The following is a 16,303-nucleotide window of genomic DNA, read 5'->3' on the forward strand; positions in this document are numbered from 1 at the left end:
GTCCTGCCTCCTCAGACGATGATGATGGTCAAAAGCGTCAGCACAGCGGTTCCAGCGAACACGCCATAGCTGGTCTTTTCGACCGTTTCGACATCCATCATGCGTCCGGTGTCCCAGATTAGGTGCCGTATGGAATTGAGCATGTGATACCAAAGTGCCGCCAATGACCCGATCAGAACCAGCAAGCCCAGGATCGAGGTCAACAGACCATCAACCGTGGCGAAATACTCCGCACTGAATGCGCCTGCGGCGAACCACCAGACAATCAGGATCGCTGCCAGCGTCATGCCAACCCCGGTGATGCGATTCAGAATTGACGTGATGCCCGACAATGGAAGGCGGTATATTTGCAAATGTGGCGATAATGGGCGATTGCCCCGGTTCACATCGGCCATGAAAGGCTCCCTTTGCTCCGACAGGGCTGCGGAATGGCAGCCATGAACTATATGCGCTTCACATACTGATTTTCACGCGAATGTCACGCACTCAGGTGAAAAGCACAGGTTAAAATACATATGTTTGCGACAAAATCCTCTTCCTTGGGGGTTTTGTGATCACGCGTTTGAATTAAGTGATCACAAATTATCGCGGCAAGCCCAAGGGAAAAGCACCTCAGAGTCGCGCCGGGAATCATGCGGCGTCCGTTATGCCTGTTCCCGCGCGCAAGCCGGGTCAGACGGGCATCAAGACCCAGTAATCCAGATCAAGCAGGACGTCAGGATGGTATTTGCCACCCTCGTCTTTCAAAACCCCGGCGGCACCCTTGGTGGCCACCAACCGCAACCGCAACGCGCCAACACCCGGCGCAGTTGTCTCGGCGCGGTCCAGAACTTCCGACCAGGCCCGTATCGTGTCTCCGGCAAAGCACGGGTTGGCGTGGCTGCCAGCGTTGATCGCCGCAATCATCTGCGCATTGGCCAGGCCATTGAACGACAGCGCCCGCGCCATGGAAATCACGTGCCCACCATAAACCAGCAATTTCCCATCTGCGCGCTGGGTCGTATCAAAATGCACTTTCGAGGTGTTTTGCCACAACCGTGTTGCCAGCATATGCTCGGCTTCTTGGACGGTCACGCCATCAACATGATCAATCCGCTCGCCGATTTCGTAATCACCCCAGCGATGTGGCTCTCCGGCAAGCGCGAAATCATATCGCGTGAAATCCAGCCCCGCTGGCACGATCAGATCTTGCGGTGCCACCACCGCGTTCAGTTCCGGCACAACAGGGTCGGGCGCAGGCGCATCCGGGTTGCGCTTGCGCACCATGACCCAACGCACATAGTCCAGCACGGTGGCACCATGCTGGTTCTCGCCGCGTGTGCGCACCCAGACAACACCGCTTTTTCCGTTGGAATTCTGCTTCAGCCCGATGACTTCCGAATGGCTGCGCAAACTGTCGCCGGGATAGACAGGCTGCAGAAAGCGCCCCTCCGCATAGCCCAGATTGGCAATCGCGTTCAGGCTGACATCCGGCACTGTCTTGCCAAAGACAATGTGAAAGCCGATCAGGTCATCCACCGGGCTTTGCGCAAGGCCGCAGTCCCGCGCAAATTCATCCGATGAATAAAGCGCCGTGCGCGCAGGATACAGCGCATGATACAGCGCGCGCTCCCCGCCCGACACAGTGCGCGGCACGGCATGTGTAATTATCTGCCCGATGCGATAATCCTCGAAAAACCGCCCCGCTGTCGTCTTGCTCATGTTCTGCCTCATTTTCTTGCTTGCAAATACTCGCGGGGGCGGCCGCTTGCGGCCGGGGGCGGCAGCCCCCTGACCTATAGACTTCCGAGCTTCAGCTCGGGCGAATAGGTCACATCCGCATCCTTGATCACGGCCTGTGCGCAGCGCATCAGCCCGCTTTCAGGGTCATGCGCATAGGCCGGGGAGCCATAGAGCTCCCAGCCCTGCGCAAGGGCCTGTGTGACCTTATGGCAAAACTCCGATGTATCTTCGGCTGTCAACAGGCGATAGGCGCGCATCATGCAGCCCCCCCAAAGGGCCATGGCCCCAGCCAGCCGTGAATCTGGCCAACAATCAGCATCAGGAACAATGCCCCGACAATTGCAGCGCCTTCTTTCCATGCGGGTGCCTCGGGCGGGCGGGTCCAGTCACGATTGGCACGGTTTATCAGGATGACCGAAACCACCGCCCAGGCCAGCAGTCCGCCAAATAGGATCAATCCCTGCAGTGTGCCAACAACCAGCAGATGGCCCACCGCCCAGGCCTTGAACCCGGAAAGTTGCGGGTGCCGGATGCGCCGGTGAAGATTGGTTTTCAGGCCCGAAACCGCATAAAGGTAGAATGCCAGCAGCAACAGCAGATTGTTGACATGCACCATCCAGAAGGGGGTGGTCCACAAAACGGTCGGCTCTGCCATGCGGTAGCCGATCACCATCAGCACGATAGAGATCAGCAGCGCCACGGCGACAACGCCTTTGCCTGCCTCGCCCATTTCGGCGCGTTTTTCCGGGGCAAGACGCTTGAAGAAATGCGCGCCCGCCCAAAGTGCGACCCCAAGGATCAGGATCAAGGTTCCCATATTGGCTACTCCGTCAATTCCGCAAAAGCCTGCGCTTTTGCAAGGGTTTGCTTTGCAGTCACAATATGCAGATTCTCGACGATCATGCCATCGAGAACCGCAACCCCTTCGCCGCGCGCTGTTGCCGCATCAAATGCCTCGATCTGGCGTTTCGCAAGTGTGATTTCCGCCTCGGACGGCGAGAAGACCTCATTGGCAATGGCAAGCTGCGATGGGTGGATCAGGGTTTTTCCGTCAAAGCCCATGTCGCGGCCCTGGACGCATTCTGCGCGCAAGCCCTGCTCATCCCGAAAGGCGTTATAGACCCCGTCGATTGCAATGATCCCCACGGATTTGGCCGCAATCAGGGGCAGTTGCAGGGCTGTCATCATCGGCAGGCGGTCTGCGCGCGCGCGGCAGCCCATATCCTTGGCCAGATCATTGGTGCCCATGATAAAACCGGCCATGCGCGGCGCACAGGCAATGGCATGAGAGTTCAGCACCCCTTTGGGCGATTCCATCATCGCCCAGATGCGGGTGTCCGCTGTTTCTTCCCGGGCATCCAGCTGGTGGGCCAGCGCTTCGATATGGACGGCTTCATCGACTTTGGGCAGTAAGATCGCCTCTGGCCGGACCGAGGCGATGACATCCAGATCATCGCGCCCCCATTCGGTGGACAGGGCATTGATCCGCACCAGTTTCGCCCGTTTTCCGTAGTCGTGGCTTTCGAGTGTTTCGGCCAGCAAAACCCGCGCGCGTGCCTTTTCATCAATGGCGACAGCATCCTCCAGATCGAAGATGATCGCATCGGTGTCCAGCGTCGTCGCTTTTTCCAGCGCACGCGCCTTGGAGCCGGGAATATAAAGTACAGACCGAAACGGGCGCGTGTCCATGTGTCATCCTTCGTAATTTTCTGTCGCCTGTGCATCATTTCCGGACACAAATGGCAAGGGGGTATGCGCTGCGTTGCAGCATTTTCTCGGAATGTCACGCGCTAACATGCGCCGGCCGGTGGGTTAACCTTGTTTTTGCATGCATCTGTCAGGCTGGGCGGGTCTGCATCCCACGTGCCTGAGGAGTTTTTCATGCGCCCTGTCTTCTTGAGTTTTGCTCTTTTCCTTTTTGCCGGAACGCAACCGGCTTTTGCAAAGGCCATGCAATGCGGGCCGCGTGATATGGTCCTGAACATGCTGGCCGCACAGGATCAGACGCGTCGCGCCATCGGGCTTGCGGGGCGCATGGTGATGGAGGTCTTTGCCGCCGCAGACAGTGCCGACTGGACCATCACCGTGACCCTGGCAGACGGCCGCATGTGTATGCTGGCCACAGGCACCGCCTTTGAGGCTGCCGAAACACTCGTGCCGATGAAAGGAGTCGTACTCTGATTGAAACATATGTTGCGCACTATGCATCATATGTTGATTTTATGCGCTGGCGGTGCTAAGTGCTATTCGCATGACCCAGTCCTTCACCAGATTGCTTGCCGCGCGCCTCGATAGCCTACCTGCACGGATGCAACAGGCCGCACGCTGGATTGCGGCGAACCCGCATGAAGTCGCATTGCTGTCGATGCGCGAGCAGGCGCGCATGGCAGGCGTGCAACCCGCCACAATGACGCGGCTTGCGCAGGCGCTTGGCTATGACGGTTTTGAGGCATTGCGCGCTGAACATGCGGCAGCCTTGCGCCATGCGCCGTCCGGGCTTGCGCGGCAGGCCGATGGCCGATTGCCACTTTGTGCAGAGAGTGCAGAAGGGCAGGCGTTGGAAATGCTGACACAGGCGCAGGGGCAGGTCGCAGAATTATGTGCAGGTGACATGCTTGCCTCTCTCGGCAAGGCCGCCGAATTGATGATTCGGGCGCGTCGGGTGTATATTCTTGGCAGGCGCTCAAGCCATGCGGTTGCGTGGCACCTCTATTATGCATTGTCGCTGGTGACAGAGCGCGCCAGTTTGCTGGATGGCATTGGCGGCACCGGTCTGGATGCGCTGTGGCATGCAGGGGCAGAAGATGTCCTTTTTGTCTGCGGTGTCGCCCCGTACACGCGCGCTGTGGTCGAGGCGACATTGCAGGCGCAGGCGCGCGATATTCCGATCATTGCCTTGACGGATTCGCGCTTGTCGCCCTTGATCGCGGCGCGGGGTGTCGGTCTGATCGTTCCAACCCACAGCGCCAGTTTTCTGCATGCGATGACTCCTGCATTCCTGATTGCCGATATACTGGCGGCCCTTGTGGCGCGCGCAGATGACCCCGGCACGCTGGCGCGCCTCGAAGGGCTGGACCGCCAGCTTGCGGCGCTGAATACTTATATCTCTCAACCCCTTGAGGCTTCGAAATGACACATCTTCTGCACCGTTCCATCCATACGCCGCCACGTCATGCCGTATCGGCACAGGGGCTGCATTTCACTGATTCCGAAGGGCGGCAGTATATCGACGCATCCGGCGGCGCGGCGGTGTCTTGCTTGGGCCATGCCCACCCGGATGTGATTGCCGCATTACATGCCCAGCTTGACCGGCTGGCCTATGCGCATACCGGCTTTTTCACCACCGATGTAGCCGAGGAATTGGCCGATACCCTGATTGCAGATGCGCCAGCGGGTTTGAGTCATGTTTACCTTGTCTCTGGCGGGTCAGAGGCGGTCGAGGCGGCGCTGAAAATGGCGCGGCAGTATTTCACCGAAACCGGCCAGCCCCAGCGCCGCCACATCATCGCGCGGCGGCAAAGCTATCATGGCAACACTTTGGGCGCATTGGCCGCAGGCGGCAATGAATGGCGTCGCGCCCAGTTCAAACCACTGTTGATGGAGGCGCATCACATCGCGCCCTGCTTCGCTTATCGCGAGCAATGGGAAGGCGAAACAGACGCCGATTACGCCGCCCGCGCAGCAGGCGAGCTGGAAGCAAAGATACTGGAACTTGGGGTCGATACGGTCGCGGCCTTTGTCGCTGAGCCGGTGGTCGGGGCAACGGCCGGTGCGGTGCCTGCAGTGGGCGATTACTACAAGCGCATCCGTGCAATTTGCGACAAATACGGCGTGTTGTTGATCTTGGATGAGGTCATGTGCGGTATGGGGCGCACTGGCAGCCTGTATGCCTGTGAACAAGATGGAATATCCCCGGACCTTCTGACCATCGCCAAAGGCCTTGGCGGGGGGTATCAGCCCATCGGGGCGACCCTGCTGAGTGAGAAGATCTACCAGGCATTCGCGCAGGGCAGCGGGTTCTTTCAGCATGGTCACACCTATATGGGCCATCCGATGGCCGCCGCAGCCGGGCTTGCGGTGCAAAAGGTCATCAAACAGGATAATCTGCTGGCCAATGTGCAGGCGATGGGCGTGGAATTGCGCCAGCAATTACAGGCCGCCTTTGGCCAACATGCGCATGTGGGCGATATTCGGGGCAGGGGGCTGTTTCAGGCCATCGAGCTGGTCGAGGATCGCCAGACCAAAGCGCCATTCGACCCCGCGCGCAAACTTCATGCCCGCATAAAGTCTGAAGCAATGGCGCGTGGGCTGATGGTCTATCCGATGGGGGGCACGATTGACGGGGTACGCGGCGATCATGTGCTTCTGGCACCGCCTTTTATCGTCACCCCTTCAGATGTGGCCGAGATAACAGGGCGTCTGTCCGAGGCGGTGAATGCCGCCTTGCAGCCATGACCCTGGCGTTCCCCCCGATAACAGATGCCAACTGGCCCGCGGAAATTTCTGATATGCGCACGGGCTTTGCGGGCCAGTTGAATGTCTATCGGGTGATGGCCCATCACCCAGCGCTGTTGCGCGCATGGTCGGGGCTGCGTGAGCATATCGTCAATAACACTGCCCTTGGCCGCGAAAGGGCAGAGGTGGTGATCCTGCGGCTCGCCCACAGGCTGTCATCCGGCTATGAATGGAACCAGCATGTCGCGCGCGGATTGAAGGTCGGTTTGTCAAAGGACCGGATCGCGAGCCTGCGCGGTCCGCTTGCAGATATGGCGGCAGAAGATGCGGTCCTCGCTGGCGCTGTCGACACGCTGTTGGATCAACACAGGCTGGCGCCCCAGCAGATGGCTGAACTAAATGATCTGATCGGGCAGCACGCAGTTCTGGACCTGATGGCGACGACAGGCATGTATCTGACGCTTGGGTTTCTGCTCGAAACGACAGGCTGTCCGCTGGATGCCAGTGTCCGGGATGACCTTGCGCGTAATGCACCGGAGCTCATGGTGTGAAACAGAATAGAAAAAGCCCGCAATGCTCTATTGCGGGCTTTCGTATCGGGTTTGTGCAGAGTGTCAGCGCGGCGCGATCATCATGATCATCTGCCGCCCTTCCATTTTGGGCATATTCTCGACCTTGCCGATCTCGCCGACATCTGCTGCGACGCGGTTCAGAAGCTCTGCGCCAATGTTCTGGTGTGCCATTTCACGGCCACGGAAACGAAGGGTCACCTTGACCTTGTCGCCACCTTCGAGAAACCGCAAAACGTTGCGCATTTTCACTTCATAGTCATGCGTGTCGGTATTTGGGCGGAATTTGACTTCCTTGATCTCGATGATGTGCTGTTTCTTGCGCGCTTCCGCTTCGCGTTTTTGCAACTCATACTTATATTTGCCGAAATCCATGATCTTGCAGACAGGCGGCGTAGCGTTGGGAGAGATTTCAACAAGATCAAGACCGGCCTCATCGGCCAGTGCCATCGCTTGAGCGGGTGTAACAACCCCTAGATTTTCACCTTCGGCCCCGATCAGGCGAATCTCTGTGGCGCGAATGCGGTCATTCACGCGCGGTCCGGTGTCACGTTGTGGCGGGGCATTATGCGGTCTGCGGGCTATGGTGTCGTTCCTTGTTCTGTTCAAATCGGTGAGTTACACTAAATCTGAGCGTTGCGCAATTCAAGCGCGAAGATCAATGGTTACTGGCGATAACGTGCTTGTTTTCTGCCTGCGGCGAAGTGCCCATTGCAACTGCCGCCGCTTTTGTCATATCGCGCGAGAGAGTAACAATGTTCAGAAGGATAGAACCATGAACAAATCCCTTCTAATTGCTATTGCAGCCGCTGCTGCGGCCGTCGGTATATGGTTCGGGATACAGTCACGTCAGGGGCCCGAAGTGATCGAGCCTGCCGTCGAGACAACACCTGCGCCGGAAACCACCGAAACAGAAATTGAAGAGCCAGAAATTGCTGAGCCCGAGCCGGAACCTGAGCAAGAGCCTGCCATTGAAGAAGAAGCGGTTGAAGAGCCCACGACCGACGAGTTGATGGAAGATGTTGCAGAAGATGCCGCTGAAACTGTCGAAGAGGCAGTAGAAGGCGAAGTCGAGGCAACCACAGAGCCTGTCGAATCGATGGTTGATGACATCGTCGGTGATGAGGCCGAATCCATCGACGAGTCTGCCGTTGAAGATGCAGTGCAGGATGCGGAAGAAACGCTGTCTGATGAAGCCGCAGAAGAAACTGCCGATGCTATCGAAGAGGCTATCGAGTTGCAGGATCTTGGCCTTGATCTGTCGCTGGATTCCATCCGCGCGCAGATTGATGCAGCCAATCTGAACGTCGCAGAGCGCGGCATCATCGAAGGGCTGTTGCAGTCTGCGGGTGAAAACCCGGAACTGCTGGAGCAGGTGGTCGAGCGCTTGCGCGAGATGACCGGCAACTGATCTTGACAACATGTTGAGGCAAGGCCCGGATGCCACTTGGTGTCCGGGCCTTTTTGATTGCGCGTCGTGTTACCACCTCAGGCGCAACTCGTGCTTGCCACCTGACACAAGGTACCTGATGACTGCTTGGAGGGCGTTGCAGTCTTTGACCGGCGCGGAAACAAGGCGCAAAGCGCCGCCGCGCATCGCCGGGCCGCCCCCTCGGCACGGCGATTTGGCTGCCACCTGCGCAACGATTTGATCTTTCAGGGACTTGGCCAGCATAAAGCGCTACAGAGTAAACCTTGGATCGCCGCACCGCGGCCCTGCGCTGCGCGGCTGTGCACCCGGCCTCGCTATGTCCCCTTTGTCCCGCATAGCCGCCTCTCGTGAAAGCATCGGAATCATGAGCGGGAACCTTTCGTCAGCTGGCGAGCACTAGCCTCTGCGGCGCCTGCGGCGGCCCCCATCAGAATCACCCCCGCCGGTGTTGAAGCTGACATCCGGCAGGGTGACGATCTTGCCTAACTCGGGAAATTTATCGACAGCATGGGGCAGGGCATTTGCATTGACGAAATGCTCCTGAAAGCGCGGCTCGATTGCGGTTTCGACCTTGTGGATGCGCCGCACCGTCCCCTCTATCGCGTTGCGCGCTGCGATGCTGCACAATGCCATGCGCGCCCCTGTCCCGGCGGCATTGCCCGCGCTGGTGACATTTTTCAGCAGCGCATCTGGGATCATGCCCAGAACCATGGCATGTTTGGAACTGATATGCGCCCCGAAAGCACCTGCCAGCACCACGCGGTCCACGTGGTCCGTGCCAATTTCATCCATCAATAACCGTGCGCCCGCGTAGAGCGCGGATTTCGCCAGTTGGATCGCGCGGATATCGCCCTGCGTCACGGTTATGCGCGGCCCGCCTGTGGCCGTTGCGTCATGGATCAGATAGGCATGGGTGCGCCCTTCGGGCTGGCAACGCCATGTGCCCGTCTGTTCGGCAGAGCCGATCAGGCCAGAGGCATCGACCAGCCCGGCCATGCGCATCTCTGCCACCGCCTCGATAATGCCTGACCCGCAAATGCCGGTAATGCCGGTCTGGGCGGTGGCCTCGTCGAATCCGGCCTCATCCGACCATAATTCACAGCCAATAACCCGAAAGCGCGGTTCTTTCGTCACCGGATCAATCTCTATCTTTTCAATCGCGCCGGGGGCTGCGCGCTGCCCGGAAGAGATTTGCGCCCCCTCAAAGGCCGGGCCTGTCGGTGAAGAACAGGCCAGCACCCGCCGCTTGTCCCCCAACAGGATTTCAGCATTGGTGCCGACATCCACCACCAGTACCAGATCTTCCGAGGTTTCGGGACTTTCGGACAACGCCACAGCGGCGGCATCCGCGCCGACATGCCCGGCAATGCAAGGCAGCAGATAGCCGCGCGCCGCGGGGTTCATGGCCTTCATGCCCAGATCGCGGATATCCAGCGAAATCGCATCAGATGTGGCCAGCGCAAATGGGGCCTGACCCAGTTCCACCGGGTCAATCCCCAGAAACAGGTGGTGCATGACCGGATTGCACACGATCACCGCTTCCATGATCTCGCGCGCGGTGATCTGTGCGTCTTCGGTAATGGCAGCGATCAACGTATCCATGCCTTCGCGCACGGCGCGGGTCATCTCGATATCGCCGCCGGGGTTCATCATGGCATAGCTGACGCGGCTCATCAGGTCTTCGCCGAAACGGATCTGCGGGTTCATGATTCCGGAGGAGGTGACAACCTCACCAGTGCGCAGGTCGGTCAAATGGGCCGCGATGGTGGTAGAGCCAAGGTCGATTGCAAGGCCATACAACCCGCCCTCGTATAGTCCGGGCCAGATGTCCAGCACGCGGTGCGGTCCCGGTTTATGGTCCTTGTGCAGGGCGACAGTGACGCGCCATTTCCCTTCGCGCAAGGTGGGCTGCAATTTGCGCAGCACATCCAGTCCGGCAGTGATTTCCGGCACCTGCCACTCTGTGCGCAGTGCCTTGGCCAGTCGCTCGAAATCGCCCGAAGGCTCGTGCATGTCGGGTTCCTGCACCTCGACGAAGTAAAGCCGCGTTGCTGGGTCCATCGTCATGGCCCGCGCTGTAGCGGCCTTGCGCACGACTTGACGGTGCACCTGGCTTTCAGCGGGCACGTCGATGACAACATCGCCCATGACCTTGGCCTGACAGCCCAGACGCCGCCCTTCTTTCAGGCCACGTTTGTCGTGGTATCGCTGTTCGACCGCATTCCACTCTGACAGCGCATCGGCTGCGACTGTGACCCCGTGCTTTGAATACTCGCCAATGCCGGGTGATATCTGACATTTCGAGCAGATGCCACGCCCGCCGCATACCGAATCGAGATCCACACCAAGCTGCCGCGCAGCGGTCAGGACAGGGGTTCCAAGGGCAAAGCGCCCCCGTTTCCCCGAAGGTGTAAAGATTACAAGTGCATCTGACATGCCGTCCCTCCTGAACTGAACCCTCAGATAACCGTCTGAGCGCCAGAGGAAAGGCCGGATCGCGGCATACTATGCCAAAATACCGTCAGCGCGCGACAAGCACCGATACCTGAGAATGCCGCACAACCCGCGCTGCGGTCGAGCCGATGAAGTAATCGCTCATGCCCGGCTTGTGGCTGGCGATCATGATCAGGTCGGCTTTGCAATCTTCCGCACAGGCCAGAATATTCTCCGAAGGGCGCCCCCCGCGAATATCGACATCGACATTCTTGGCCTTCGCAACTGAAGACAGCGCTTCGAGTTGTTCGCGAATGGCCTTGCGATGTTGCAGCAATTGTTCCCGAGCGACCGCCGCGGCCAGATAAGCCGGGACTTCATCAAGCACATGCACCAGCGTGATGGAGCCATCCGGATCGACCAGCTTGTTCGCTTTCTGGATCAATGCCCGGCTGGTTGCGCCCTTGTTGAACAGCGCTACCGCCACAACGATTGACTTATACATGATCACTCCCTTCAGTATACTTTTTGCGTCCATGCGGCGCTATTGCGGGCATTCCCTAGCCGCAGCATGGCACAGCAGCCCCCCGCAAGACAATGCTTGTGCCGGGCATAGCAAACTGCCCGGTACAAGCATGGCGCATTGCGGCGGGCTTAGCGCGTGACCAGCACCGAGACTTGTGCATGGCGCACGATGCGTGCCGCAGTAGAACCGATGAAATAATCACTCAGGCCGGGCTTGTGGCTGGCGATCATGATCAGGTCTGCGCCTGCCTCTTTCGCGGCGCCAAGAATGGATGCCGATGGCTGGCCTTCGCGGATAACGGTTTTCACCTCAACACCGGGGGCCAGTTTCGCGATAACGGCAAGCTGTTCTTCAACCTCGCGCCGGCGCGCGCTCAGATGCTCTTTGGGGATAGAGGCCGCGACGTAACCGGGCACCTCGTCAATGACGTGGACAAGCGTGATCTTGCCGCCTTCATTCAGCAGGTTTTGCGCTTTCGCAAGTGCGGCGCGCGTGGTGGCCCCTTCGTTGAAAAGGGCGGCGGCGATCAGAATGGAAGAATACATGTTGGTTTTCCTGTTGTTATGATTCAGCGTTCCACAAGAACCGAGCACTTTGCATGACGTATCACGCGCGCGGCGGTCGAGCCAATAAAATAGTCCCGCAGCCCCGGCTTGTGGCTGGCGATCATGATCAGCTCTGCGCCCGAATCCTCGGCGGCTTGTAATATCTGCCCGGAAGCCGCACCGCGGCGCACCTCATATGCGATGCGGATATCTGCTTTGGGGTCGATCATGGCGCGCAACTCGACCACGGCCTCTGCGCGGCGGCGTTCCGAGATGTCGCTGGGAAGTTCGGCGGCGATATAGCCCGGCACATCTTCAAGCACATGAAGCAACCGGATCTCGCCCCCCTCATCCAGAAATGTTGCAGCGCGTTCCAATAGCGCGCGGCCCTGTTCGATATGTTCCAGATCGACAGCCACGATAATTCTGCCATACATGCTGGCCTCTCCTTTCCTGTTGCGCAAAGCTATCTTGCACATCAAGCTGAGCACAGTCGTTGATTTCGGTCAAACCGTCCGAAAGGTTAAAGTATTTTGTGCGCCATATGACACAGGACACGCGGTGACGGTTCAAGGGCTTTGTGAAAGCGGGATGGTTTCGCCAAGCCGAGCTTGGCCAGTCATGACGGCAGCAAGCAAGAAGTGCGGCACATTCTTGCCTGTGTTACAGGTTGAAATGACACGTGACCCTTGCGGCCCTTGCGACTATGCCGGTATCTGCGCCAAGAATAGAGCAGAATTTACAGGCAGGATACGCAATTTCATGACGGTTTCACTTGTCATTCTGGCTGCTGGGCAGGGCAGTCGCATGCAGTCTGACTTGCCCAAGGTGCTGCATCCGCTGGGGTCTGTGCCGCTGGTCCTACATGCGATGCGCGCCGGGCGCGCGCTGGACCCGGAGCGCGTGGTTGTGGTGGTCGGGCATGGCGGCGATGCAGTGGCGGAAGTGGTCGCTGCCGAAGACGACAGCACGATAGTTGTACGACAAGATAAGCAGCTTGGCACGGCCCATGCCGTCGATCAGGCGCGCGAGGCGCTGGCGTCCATGTCAGGCGATGTGGTCGTGCTGTATGGAGACACGCCCTTGATCCGGCCAGAGACGCTGGAGGCCATGATCATGGCGCGCAAGCACCATGACATCGTCGTTCTTGGTTTTGAGGCAGCAGATCCCGGCCGCTACGGTCGGCTGGTCGTGGATGGCGACACTTTGGCCCGGATCGTCGAGTTCAAGGACGCAACAGAGGCAGAGCGCGCCATCACCCTGTGCAACAGTGGCGTTATTTGCGCGGACCGCGCGACCCTGTTCGACCTGATTGCGCAGGTTGGCAATGACAATGCAGCGGGCGAGTATTACCTGACCGACATCGTTGCGCTGGCTGCGGCGCAAGGATTGTCCGCAGGTGTTGTAACCTGCCTTGAGGCCGAGACATTGGGCATCAACACCCGCAGTGAACTGGCACAGGCCGAAGCCGTGTTTCAGACGCGCGCCCGCGCCGAAGCGTTGGAGAATGGCGTGACTCTTTTTGCGCCAGAGACGGTCTATTTCGCGCAAGACACTTTCATCGGGCGCGGTGCAGTGGTGGAACAATTCGTCGTATTCGGGCCAGATGTCACGGTTGAGAGCGGTGCCACGATCCGCGCCTTCAGCCATCTTGAAGGTGCACATGTCAGTCGCGGTGCCGTGGTCGGCCCCTATGCCCGGCTACGCCCCGGTGCAGAACTGGCCGAGGATGTGCGCGTGGGCAATTTTGTCGAGATCAAGAATGCCGAACTGGGCGAGGGGGCGAAGGTCAATCACTTGTCATATGTGGGCGATGCAAGCATCGGCGCGCGCGCCAATCTTGGCGCCGGGACAGTGACCTGCAATTACGACGGCGTGTTCAAACACCGCACGGAAATAGGCGAGGGGGCGTTTATCGGCTCTTCCACCATGCTGGTGGCGCCTGTGCGCGTGGGGGCGGATGCGCTGACCGGTTCCGGCTCTGTGATCACATCGGACGTGCCGGATGGTGCCTTGGCGCTGGGGCGCGCGCGTCAGGATACGAAACCGGGTTTGGGCAAACGGCTTATGGACAGGTTGCGCGCGGCCAAGGCCGCGAAAGCGAAAGGCTAGGGCGAATGTGTGGAATTGTGGGTGTTCTGGGTGATCATGAAGTGTCGCCACTTATCCTAGATGCGCTGAAACGGCTGGAATATCGCGGCTATGACAGTGCGGGGATTGCCACCGTTAATCGTGGCAAGCTGGATCGTCGCCGCGCGGTTGGCAAGCTGATCAACCTGTCCGATACGCTTGTTCATGACCCACTGCCCGGCCGCGTCGGGATCGGGCATACGCGCTGGGCCACGCATGGCGGGCCAAGTGTCGCCAATGCCCACCCTCATCGCGCTGGGCGTGTTGCGGTCGTGCATAACGGCATTATCGAGAATTTCCGTGTGCTGCGCGATGAATTGACCTTGCAGGGCGCGGAATTCAGCAGCGAGACCGACACGGAAACCATCGTTCAATTGACCAGCCGATATCTGGATCAGGGCATGACCCCGGTGCAGGCTGCACGCGCCACCCTCAAGCGGTTGGAAGGTGCGTTTGCGCTGGCCTTTCTGTTTGATGGCGAAGAAGATCTGATCATCTGCGCGCGGCGCGGCTCGCCACTATGCATCGGGCATGGCGCGGGAGAGATGTATCTTGGATCGGACGCGATTGCCTTGGCCGAGATGACAGATCGCATCACTTATCTGGAGGAAGGCGACTGGGCCATTCTGACGCGCGCGGGTGCACAGATATTCGATGCCGAAGATCAGCAGACAGCCCGTCCGATGACGCGAATCAATGTGGATACTGCACGCGTCGACAAGGCGGGCCACCGGCATTTCATGGCCAAGGAAATGGCAGAACAGCCAGCGGTCCTGAAAGCGGCGATGGACGCCTATGCCGCGCCAAAAGCGGATGGGATCGACCTGCCCGAAGGGATTGCCTTCGCCAAGGCCGACCGGCTGATCATGGTTGCCTGTGGCACTGCATTCTATGCCTGTCAGGTGGCGAAGTACTGGTTCGAGAGATATGCGGGGCTTGCGGTCGAACTCGATATCGCATCAGAGTTTCGCTATCGTGATCCGGTGCTTGGCCCGTCAAATCTGGCCTTATTTGTTAGCCAGTCAGGAGAAACCGCAGATACATTGGCCGCCCTGCGCCATGCCCGCCCGCATGTTGCGCAAGTGCTGTCGGTGGTCAATGTGCCCACATCGTCGATCGCGCGCGAAAGCGATGTGGCGTTGCCTATTCATGCCGGGCCAGAAATCGGCGTTGCGTCGACCAAAGCGTTCACGGCGCAATTGCAGGTCTTGGCTATGCTCGCCCTCAAGGCCGGGCTGGAGCGCGGCTTCCTGAGCGCCGAGGCATTTGCGGCGCGGGTTGCCGAGTTGCGGATGCTGCCGGGCTTTGTCGCGCAAGCGCTGGACCGCGAAGAAGAGATCCGCCGCATGTCCGAGGCCTTGGCGCAAGCGCGTGATGTCCTGTTTCTGGGGCGTGGGGTTATGTACCCGCTTGCGCTTGAAGGGGCGCTGAAGCTTAAGGAAATCAGCTATATACATGCCGAAGCTTATGCTGCGGGCGAGTTGAAGCACGGACCCATCGCCTTGATCGACACCGATCTGCCCGTCATTGTTTTTGCGCCTTATGATGCCCTGTTCGACAAGACTGTATCGAACATGCAAGAAGTCATGGCGCGACAGGGCAAGGTGTTGCTCATCTCGGATGCGCAGGGCTTGGCGGCGGCGGGTGATGTGCCCTTCTGGCTGCAAATGCCCACTGTCCCCGATTTCATTGCGCCGATTGTCTATGCGGTTCCTGCGCAACTGATTGCGTATCACACCGCGCTGCACAGGGGCACGGATGTGGACCAGCCGCGCAATCTGGCGAAATCGGTGACTGTGGAATGACAACACCTCAAGACCTGATCGCCACGCTGGCCGAAATGGGCGACAGCGCCAAAGCCGCCGAGATGGCCGCCTATCACAAGACTTACCGGGTGTTTCTGGGGGTGCCTGCCGCCGCGCTGGATGAGTTGGCACGCGGTCTGCGCGCAAATCTGGATCTGCCGACACGCTGTGCATTGGCGCAAGACTTGTGGCAAGGCGAGGTGCATGAGGGCTGCATTCTGGCGGCCAAACTGCTGACACAAGCGCGCATCCGGCCAGATGATGCGCCTGTGTGGACGATGATCTCCGATTGGGCGCAGGGCTTTGACAGTTGGGCACTGGCAGATGCAGCCTCGATTGCCGGGGCCAAGCGCCTACAGGCCGCGCCTGCCCGGTTGGATGAGGTCGAGGGTTGGACACAAAGCGCCAACATGTGGACGCGCCGCGCCGCCTTGGTGATGACGTTGCCTTGGGCGCGATTGCCACACCCGAAAGCGGAAGATCTGGCCGTGCGCGACCGTGTGCTGATATGGGCAGAGGGGTATGTCCCCGACCGCGACCGTTTTATCCAGAAAGCCATTGGATGGTGGCTGCGCGAGTTGTCGCGCCGCGACCCTGATCGCGTAGTGCAATTTGTAGAAGGGCCGGGCGCTGCCCTGACCAAAGGTGCCAAGATCGAGGCGCTGCGCCTTATTTCGGCGCAGTAG

18 protein-coding genes are annotated in these 16,303 nt (G+C 59.3%); 8 read left to right on the plus strand and 10 right to left on the minus strand.

Going from position 1 to position 16,303, the window contains the following annotated elements; genetic code table 11:
* Positions 1–11: 11 nt before the first annotated feature.
* The 5 genes from sdhC to EV660_RS04545 form a co-directional block, all read right to left on the minus strand.
* Positions 12–395, minus strand: coding sequence for a succinate dehydrogenase, cytochrome b556 subunit (gene sdhC, locus EV660_RS04525; protein WP_071481220.1), 384 nt, complete (start codon positions 393–395; stop codon positions 12–14).
* A gap of 277 nt (positions 396–672) precedes the next feature.
* The gene (locus tag EV660_RS04530) at positions 673–1,701 is read right to left on the minus strand and encodes a MaoC family dehydratase (RefSeq protein ID WP_071481219.1); all 1,029 of its coding nucleotides are present in this window, start codon (positions 1,699–1,701) and stop codon (positions 673–675) included.
* A 74-nt stretch (positions 1,702–1,775) separates the two neighbouring features.
* Positions 1,776–1,979: a DUF1737 domain-containing protein gene (locus EV660_RS04535; protein WP_084635128.1), complete on the minus strand. Its 204-nt coding sequence runs from the start codon at positions 1,977–1,979 to the stop codon at positions 1,776–1,778.
* Positions 1,979–2,539, minus strand: coding sequence for an NnrU family protein (locus EV660_RS04540; protein WP_071481218.1), 561 nt, complete (start codon positions 2,537–2,539; stop codon positions 1,979–1,981). Before EV660_RS04540 ends, EV660_RS04535 begins: the two co-directional genes overlap by 1 nt.
* A 5-nt stretch (positions 2,540–2,544) precedes the next feature.
* Complete coding sequence (locus EV660_RS04545) at positions 2,545–3,411, minus strand: HpcH/HpaI aldolase/citrate lyase family protein (RefSeq protein WP_071481217.1); 867 nt, start codon at positions 3,409–3,411, stop codon at positions 2,545–2,547.
* Between the two features lie 192 nt (positions 3,412–3,603).
* Here EV660_RS04545 and EV660_RS04550 point away from each other — a divergent pair, with 192 nt between their 5' ends.
* From EV660_RS04550 to EV660_RS04565, 4 genes are all read left to right on the plus strand, one after another.
* Entirely contained in the window at positions 3,604–3,903 is a 300-nt protein-coding gene (locus EV660_RS04550) for a hypothetical protein (RefSeq protein WP_071482206.1), read from the plus strand.
* Between the two features lie 70 nt (positions 3,904–3,973).
* A complete protein-coding gene (locus EV660_RS04555; protein ID WP_071481216.1) occupies positions 3,974–4,855 on the plus strand; it encodes a MurR/RpiR family transcriptional regulator in 882 nt (293 codons plus the stop codon).
* Positions 4,852–6,177 carry an aspartate aminotransferase family protein gene (locus EV660_RS04560; RefSeq protein WP_071481215.1) on the plus strand — a complete coding sequence of 442 codons (1,326 nt, stop codon included), beginning with the start codon at positions 4,852–4,854 and terminating at the stop codon, positions 6,175–6,177. Before EV660_RS04555 ends, EV660_RS04560 begins: the two co-directional genes overlap by 4 nt.
* A complete protein-coding gene (locus EV660_RS04565) occupies positions 6,174–6,728 on the plus strand; it encodes a carboxymuconolactone decarboxylase family protein (protein WP_071481214.1) in 555 nt (184 codons plus the stop codon). The genes EV660_RS04560 and EV660_RS04565 overlap by 4 nt, the downstream gene beginning before the upstream one ends.
* 63 nt (positions 6,729–6,791) lie before the next feature.
* On the opposite strand, the gene infC is transcribed toward EV660_RS04565, so the two are convergent.
* Positions 6,792–7,280, minus strand: coding sequence for a translation initiation factor IF-3 (gene infC / locus EV660_RS04570; protein ID WP_246028972.1), 489 nt, complete (start codon positions 7,278–7,280; stop codon positions 6,792–6,794).
* A gap of 241 nt (positions 7,281–7,521) precedes the next feature.
* On the opposite strand from infC, the gene EV660_RS04575 reads away from it, so the two are divergent.
* The gene (locus tag EV660_RS04575) at positions 7,522–8,157 is read left to right on the plus strand and encodes a hypothetical protein (protein WP_071481213.1); all 636 of its coding nucleotides are present in this window, start codon (positions 7,522–7,524) and stop codon (positions 8,155–8,157) included.
* A gap of 417 nt (positions 8,158–8,574) precedes the next feature.
* Here EV660_RS04575 and EV660_RS04580 read toward each other — a convergent pair whose 3' ends face one another.
* The 4 genes from EV660_RS04580 to EV660_RS04595 form a co-directional block, all read right to left on the minus strand.
* Positions 8,575–10,614, minus strand: coding sequence for an ASKHA domain-containing protein (locus tag EV660_RS04580; protein ID WP_071481211.1), 2,040 nt, complete (start codon positions 10,612–10,614; stop codon positions 8,575–8,577).
* An 85-nt stretch (positions 10,615–10,699) separates the two neighbouring features.
* A complete protein-coding gene (locus EV660_RS04585; RefSeq protein ID WP_071482204.1) occupies positions 10,700–11,116 on the minus strand; it encodes a universal stress protein in 417 nt (138 codons plus the stop codon).
* Between the two features lie 149 nt (positions 11,117–11,265).
* Positions 11,266–11,682, minus strand: coding sequence for a universal stress protein (locus tag EV660_RS04590; protein ID WP_071481210.1), 417 nt, complete (start codon positions 11,680–11,682; stop codon positions 11,266–11,268).
* Between the two features lie 23 nt (positions 11,683–11,705).
* On the minus strand, positions 11,706–12,119 hold the full coding sequence (locus tag EV660_RS04595; RefSeq protein WP_071481209.1) for a universal stress protein: 414 nt from the start codon (positions 12,117–12,119) through the stop codon (positions 11,706–11,708).
* A gap of 325 nt (positions 12,120–12,444) precedes the next feature.
* Here EV660_RS04595 and glmU point away from each other — a divergent pair, with 325 nt between their 5' ends.
* The 3 genes from glmU to EV660_RS04610 are packed head-to-tail and all read left to right on the plus strand — an operon-like array spanning position 12,445 to position 16,303.
* Positions 12,445–13,794, plus strand: coding sequence for a bifunctional UDP-N-acetylglucosamine diphosphorylase/glucosamine-1-phosphate N-acetyltransferase GlmU (gene glmU, locus EV660_RS04600; RefSeq protein ID WP_071482203.1), 1,350 nt, complete (start codon positions 12,445–12,447; stop codon positions 13,792–13,794).
* A 5-nt stretch (positions 13,795–13,799) separates the two neighbouring features.
* Positions 13,800–15,617, plus strand: coding sequence for a glutamine--fructose-6-phosphate transaminase (isomerizing) (gene glmS / locus EV660_RS04605; protein ID WP_071481208.1), 1,818 nt, complete (start codon positions 13,800–13,802; stop codon positions 15,615–15,617).
* Positions 15,614–16,303 carry a DNA alkylation repair protein gene (locus EV660_RS04610; protein ID WP_071481207.1) on the plus strand — a complete coding sequence of 230 codons (690 nt, stop codon included), beginning with the start codon at positions 15,614–15,616 and terminating at the stop codon, positions 16,301–16,303. The genes glmS and EV660_RS04610 overlap by 4 nt, the downstream gene beginning before the upstream one ends.

The organism is Roseinatronobacter bogoriensis DSM 18756 (genome assembly GCF_004366635.1).
Lineage (GTDB): Bacteria > Pseudomonadota > Alphaproteobacteria > Rhodobacterales > Rhodobacteraceae > Roseinatronobacter > Roseinatronobacter bogoriensis.

What these genes read in the sequence shown, in the direction of transcription:
- sdhC (WP_071481220.1), bottom strand. Translation starts at nt 395, where the DNA reads ATGGCCGATGTGAACCGGGGCAATCGCCCATTATCGCCACATTTGCAA.
- EV660_RS04530 (WP_071481219.1), bottom strand. Translation starts at nt 1,701, where the DNA reads ATGAGCAAGACGACAGCGGGGCGGTTTTTCGAGGATTATCGCATCGGG.
- EV660_RS04535 (WP_084635128.1), bottom strand. Translation starts at nt 1,979, where the DNA reads ATGCGCGCCTATCGCCTGTTGACAGCCGAAGATACATCGGAGTTTTGC.
- EV660_RS04540 (WP_071481218.1), bottom strand. Translation starts at nt 2,539, where the DNA reads ATGGGAACCTTGATCCTGATCCTTGGGGTCGCACTTTGGGCGGGCGCG.
- EV660_RS04545 (WP_071481217.1), bottom strand. Translation starts at nt 3,411, where the DNA reads ATGGACACGCGCCCGTTTCGGTCTGTACTTTATATTCCCGGCTCCAAG.
- EV660_RS04550 (WP_071482206.1), top strand. Translation starts at nt 3,604, where the DNA reads ATGCGCCCTGTCTTCTTGAGTTTTGCTCTTTTCCTTTTTGCCGGAACG.
- EV660_RS04555 (WP_071481216.1), top strand. Translation starts at nt 3,974, where the DNA reads ATGACCCAGTCCTTCACCAGATTGCTTGCCGCGCGCCTCGATAGCCTA.
- EV660_RS04560 (WP_071481215.1), top strand. Translation starts at nt 4,852, where the DNA reads ATGACACATCTTCTGCACCGTTCCATCCATACGCCGCCACGTCATGCC.
- EV660_RS04565 (WP_071481214.1), top strand. Translation starts at nt 6,174, where the DNA reads ATGACCCTGGCGTTCCCCCCGATAACAGATGCCAACTGGCCCGCGGAA.
- EV660_RS04575 (WP_071481213.1), top strand. Translation starts at nt 7,522, where the DNA reads ATGAACAAATCCCTTCTAATTGCTATTGCAGCCGCTGCTGCGGCCGTC.
- EV660_RS04580 (WP_071481211.1), bottom strand. Translation starts at nt 10,614, where the DNA reads ATGTCAGATGCACTTGTAATCTTTACACCTTCGGGGAAACGGGGGCGC.
- EV660_RS04585 (WP_071482204.1), bottom strand. Translation starts at nt 11,116, where the DNA reads ATGTATAAGTCAATCGTTGTGGCGGTAGCGCTGTTCAACAAGGGCGCA.
- EV660_RS04590 (WP_071481210.1), bottom strand. Translation starts at nt 11,682, where the DNA reads ATGTATTCTTCCATTCTGATCGCCGCCGCCCTTTTCAACGAAGGGGCC.
- EV660_RS04595 (WP_071481209.1), bottom strand. Translation starts at nt 12,119, where the DNA reads ATGTATGGCAGAATTATCGTGGCTGTCGATCTGGAACATATCGAACAG.
- glmU (WP_071482203.1), top strand. Translation starts at nt 12,445, where the DNA reads ATGACGGTTTCACTTGTCATTCTGGCTGCTGGGCAGGGCAGTCGCATG.
- glmS (WP_071481208.1), top strand. Translation starts at nt 13,800, where the DNA reads ATGTGTGGAATTGTGGGTGTTCTGGGTGATCATGAAGTGTCGCCACTT.
- EV660_RS04610 (WP_071481207.1), top strand. Translation starts at nt 15,614, where the DNA reads ATGACAACACCTCAAGACCTGATCGCCACGCTGGCCGAAATGGGCGAC.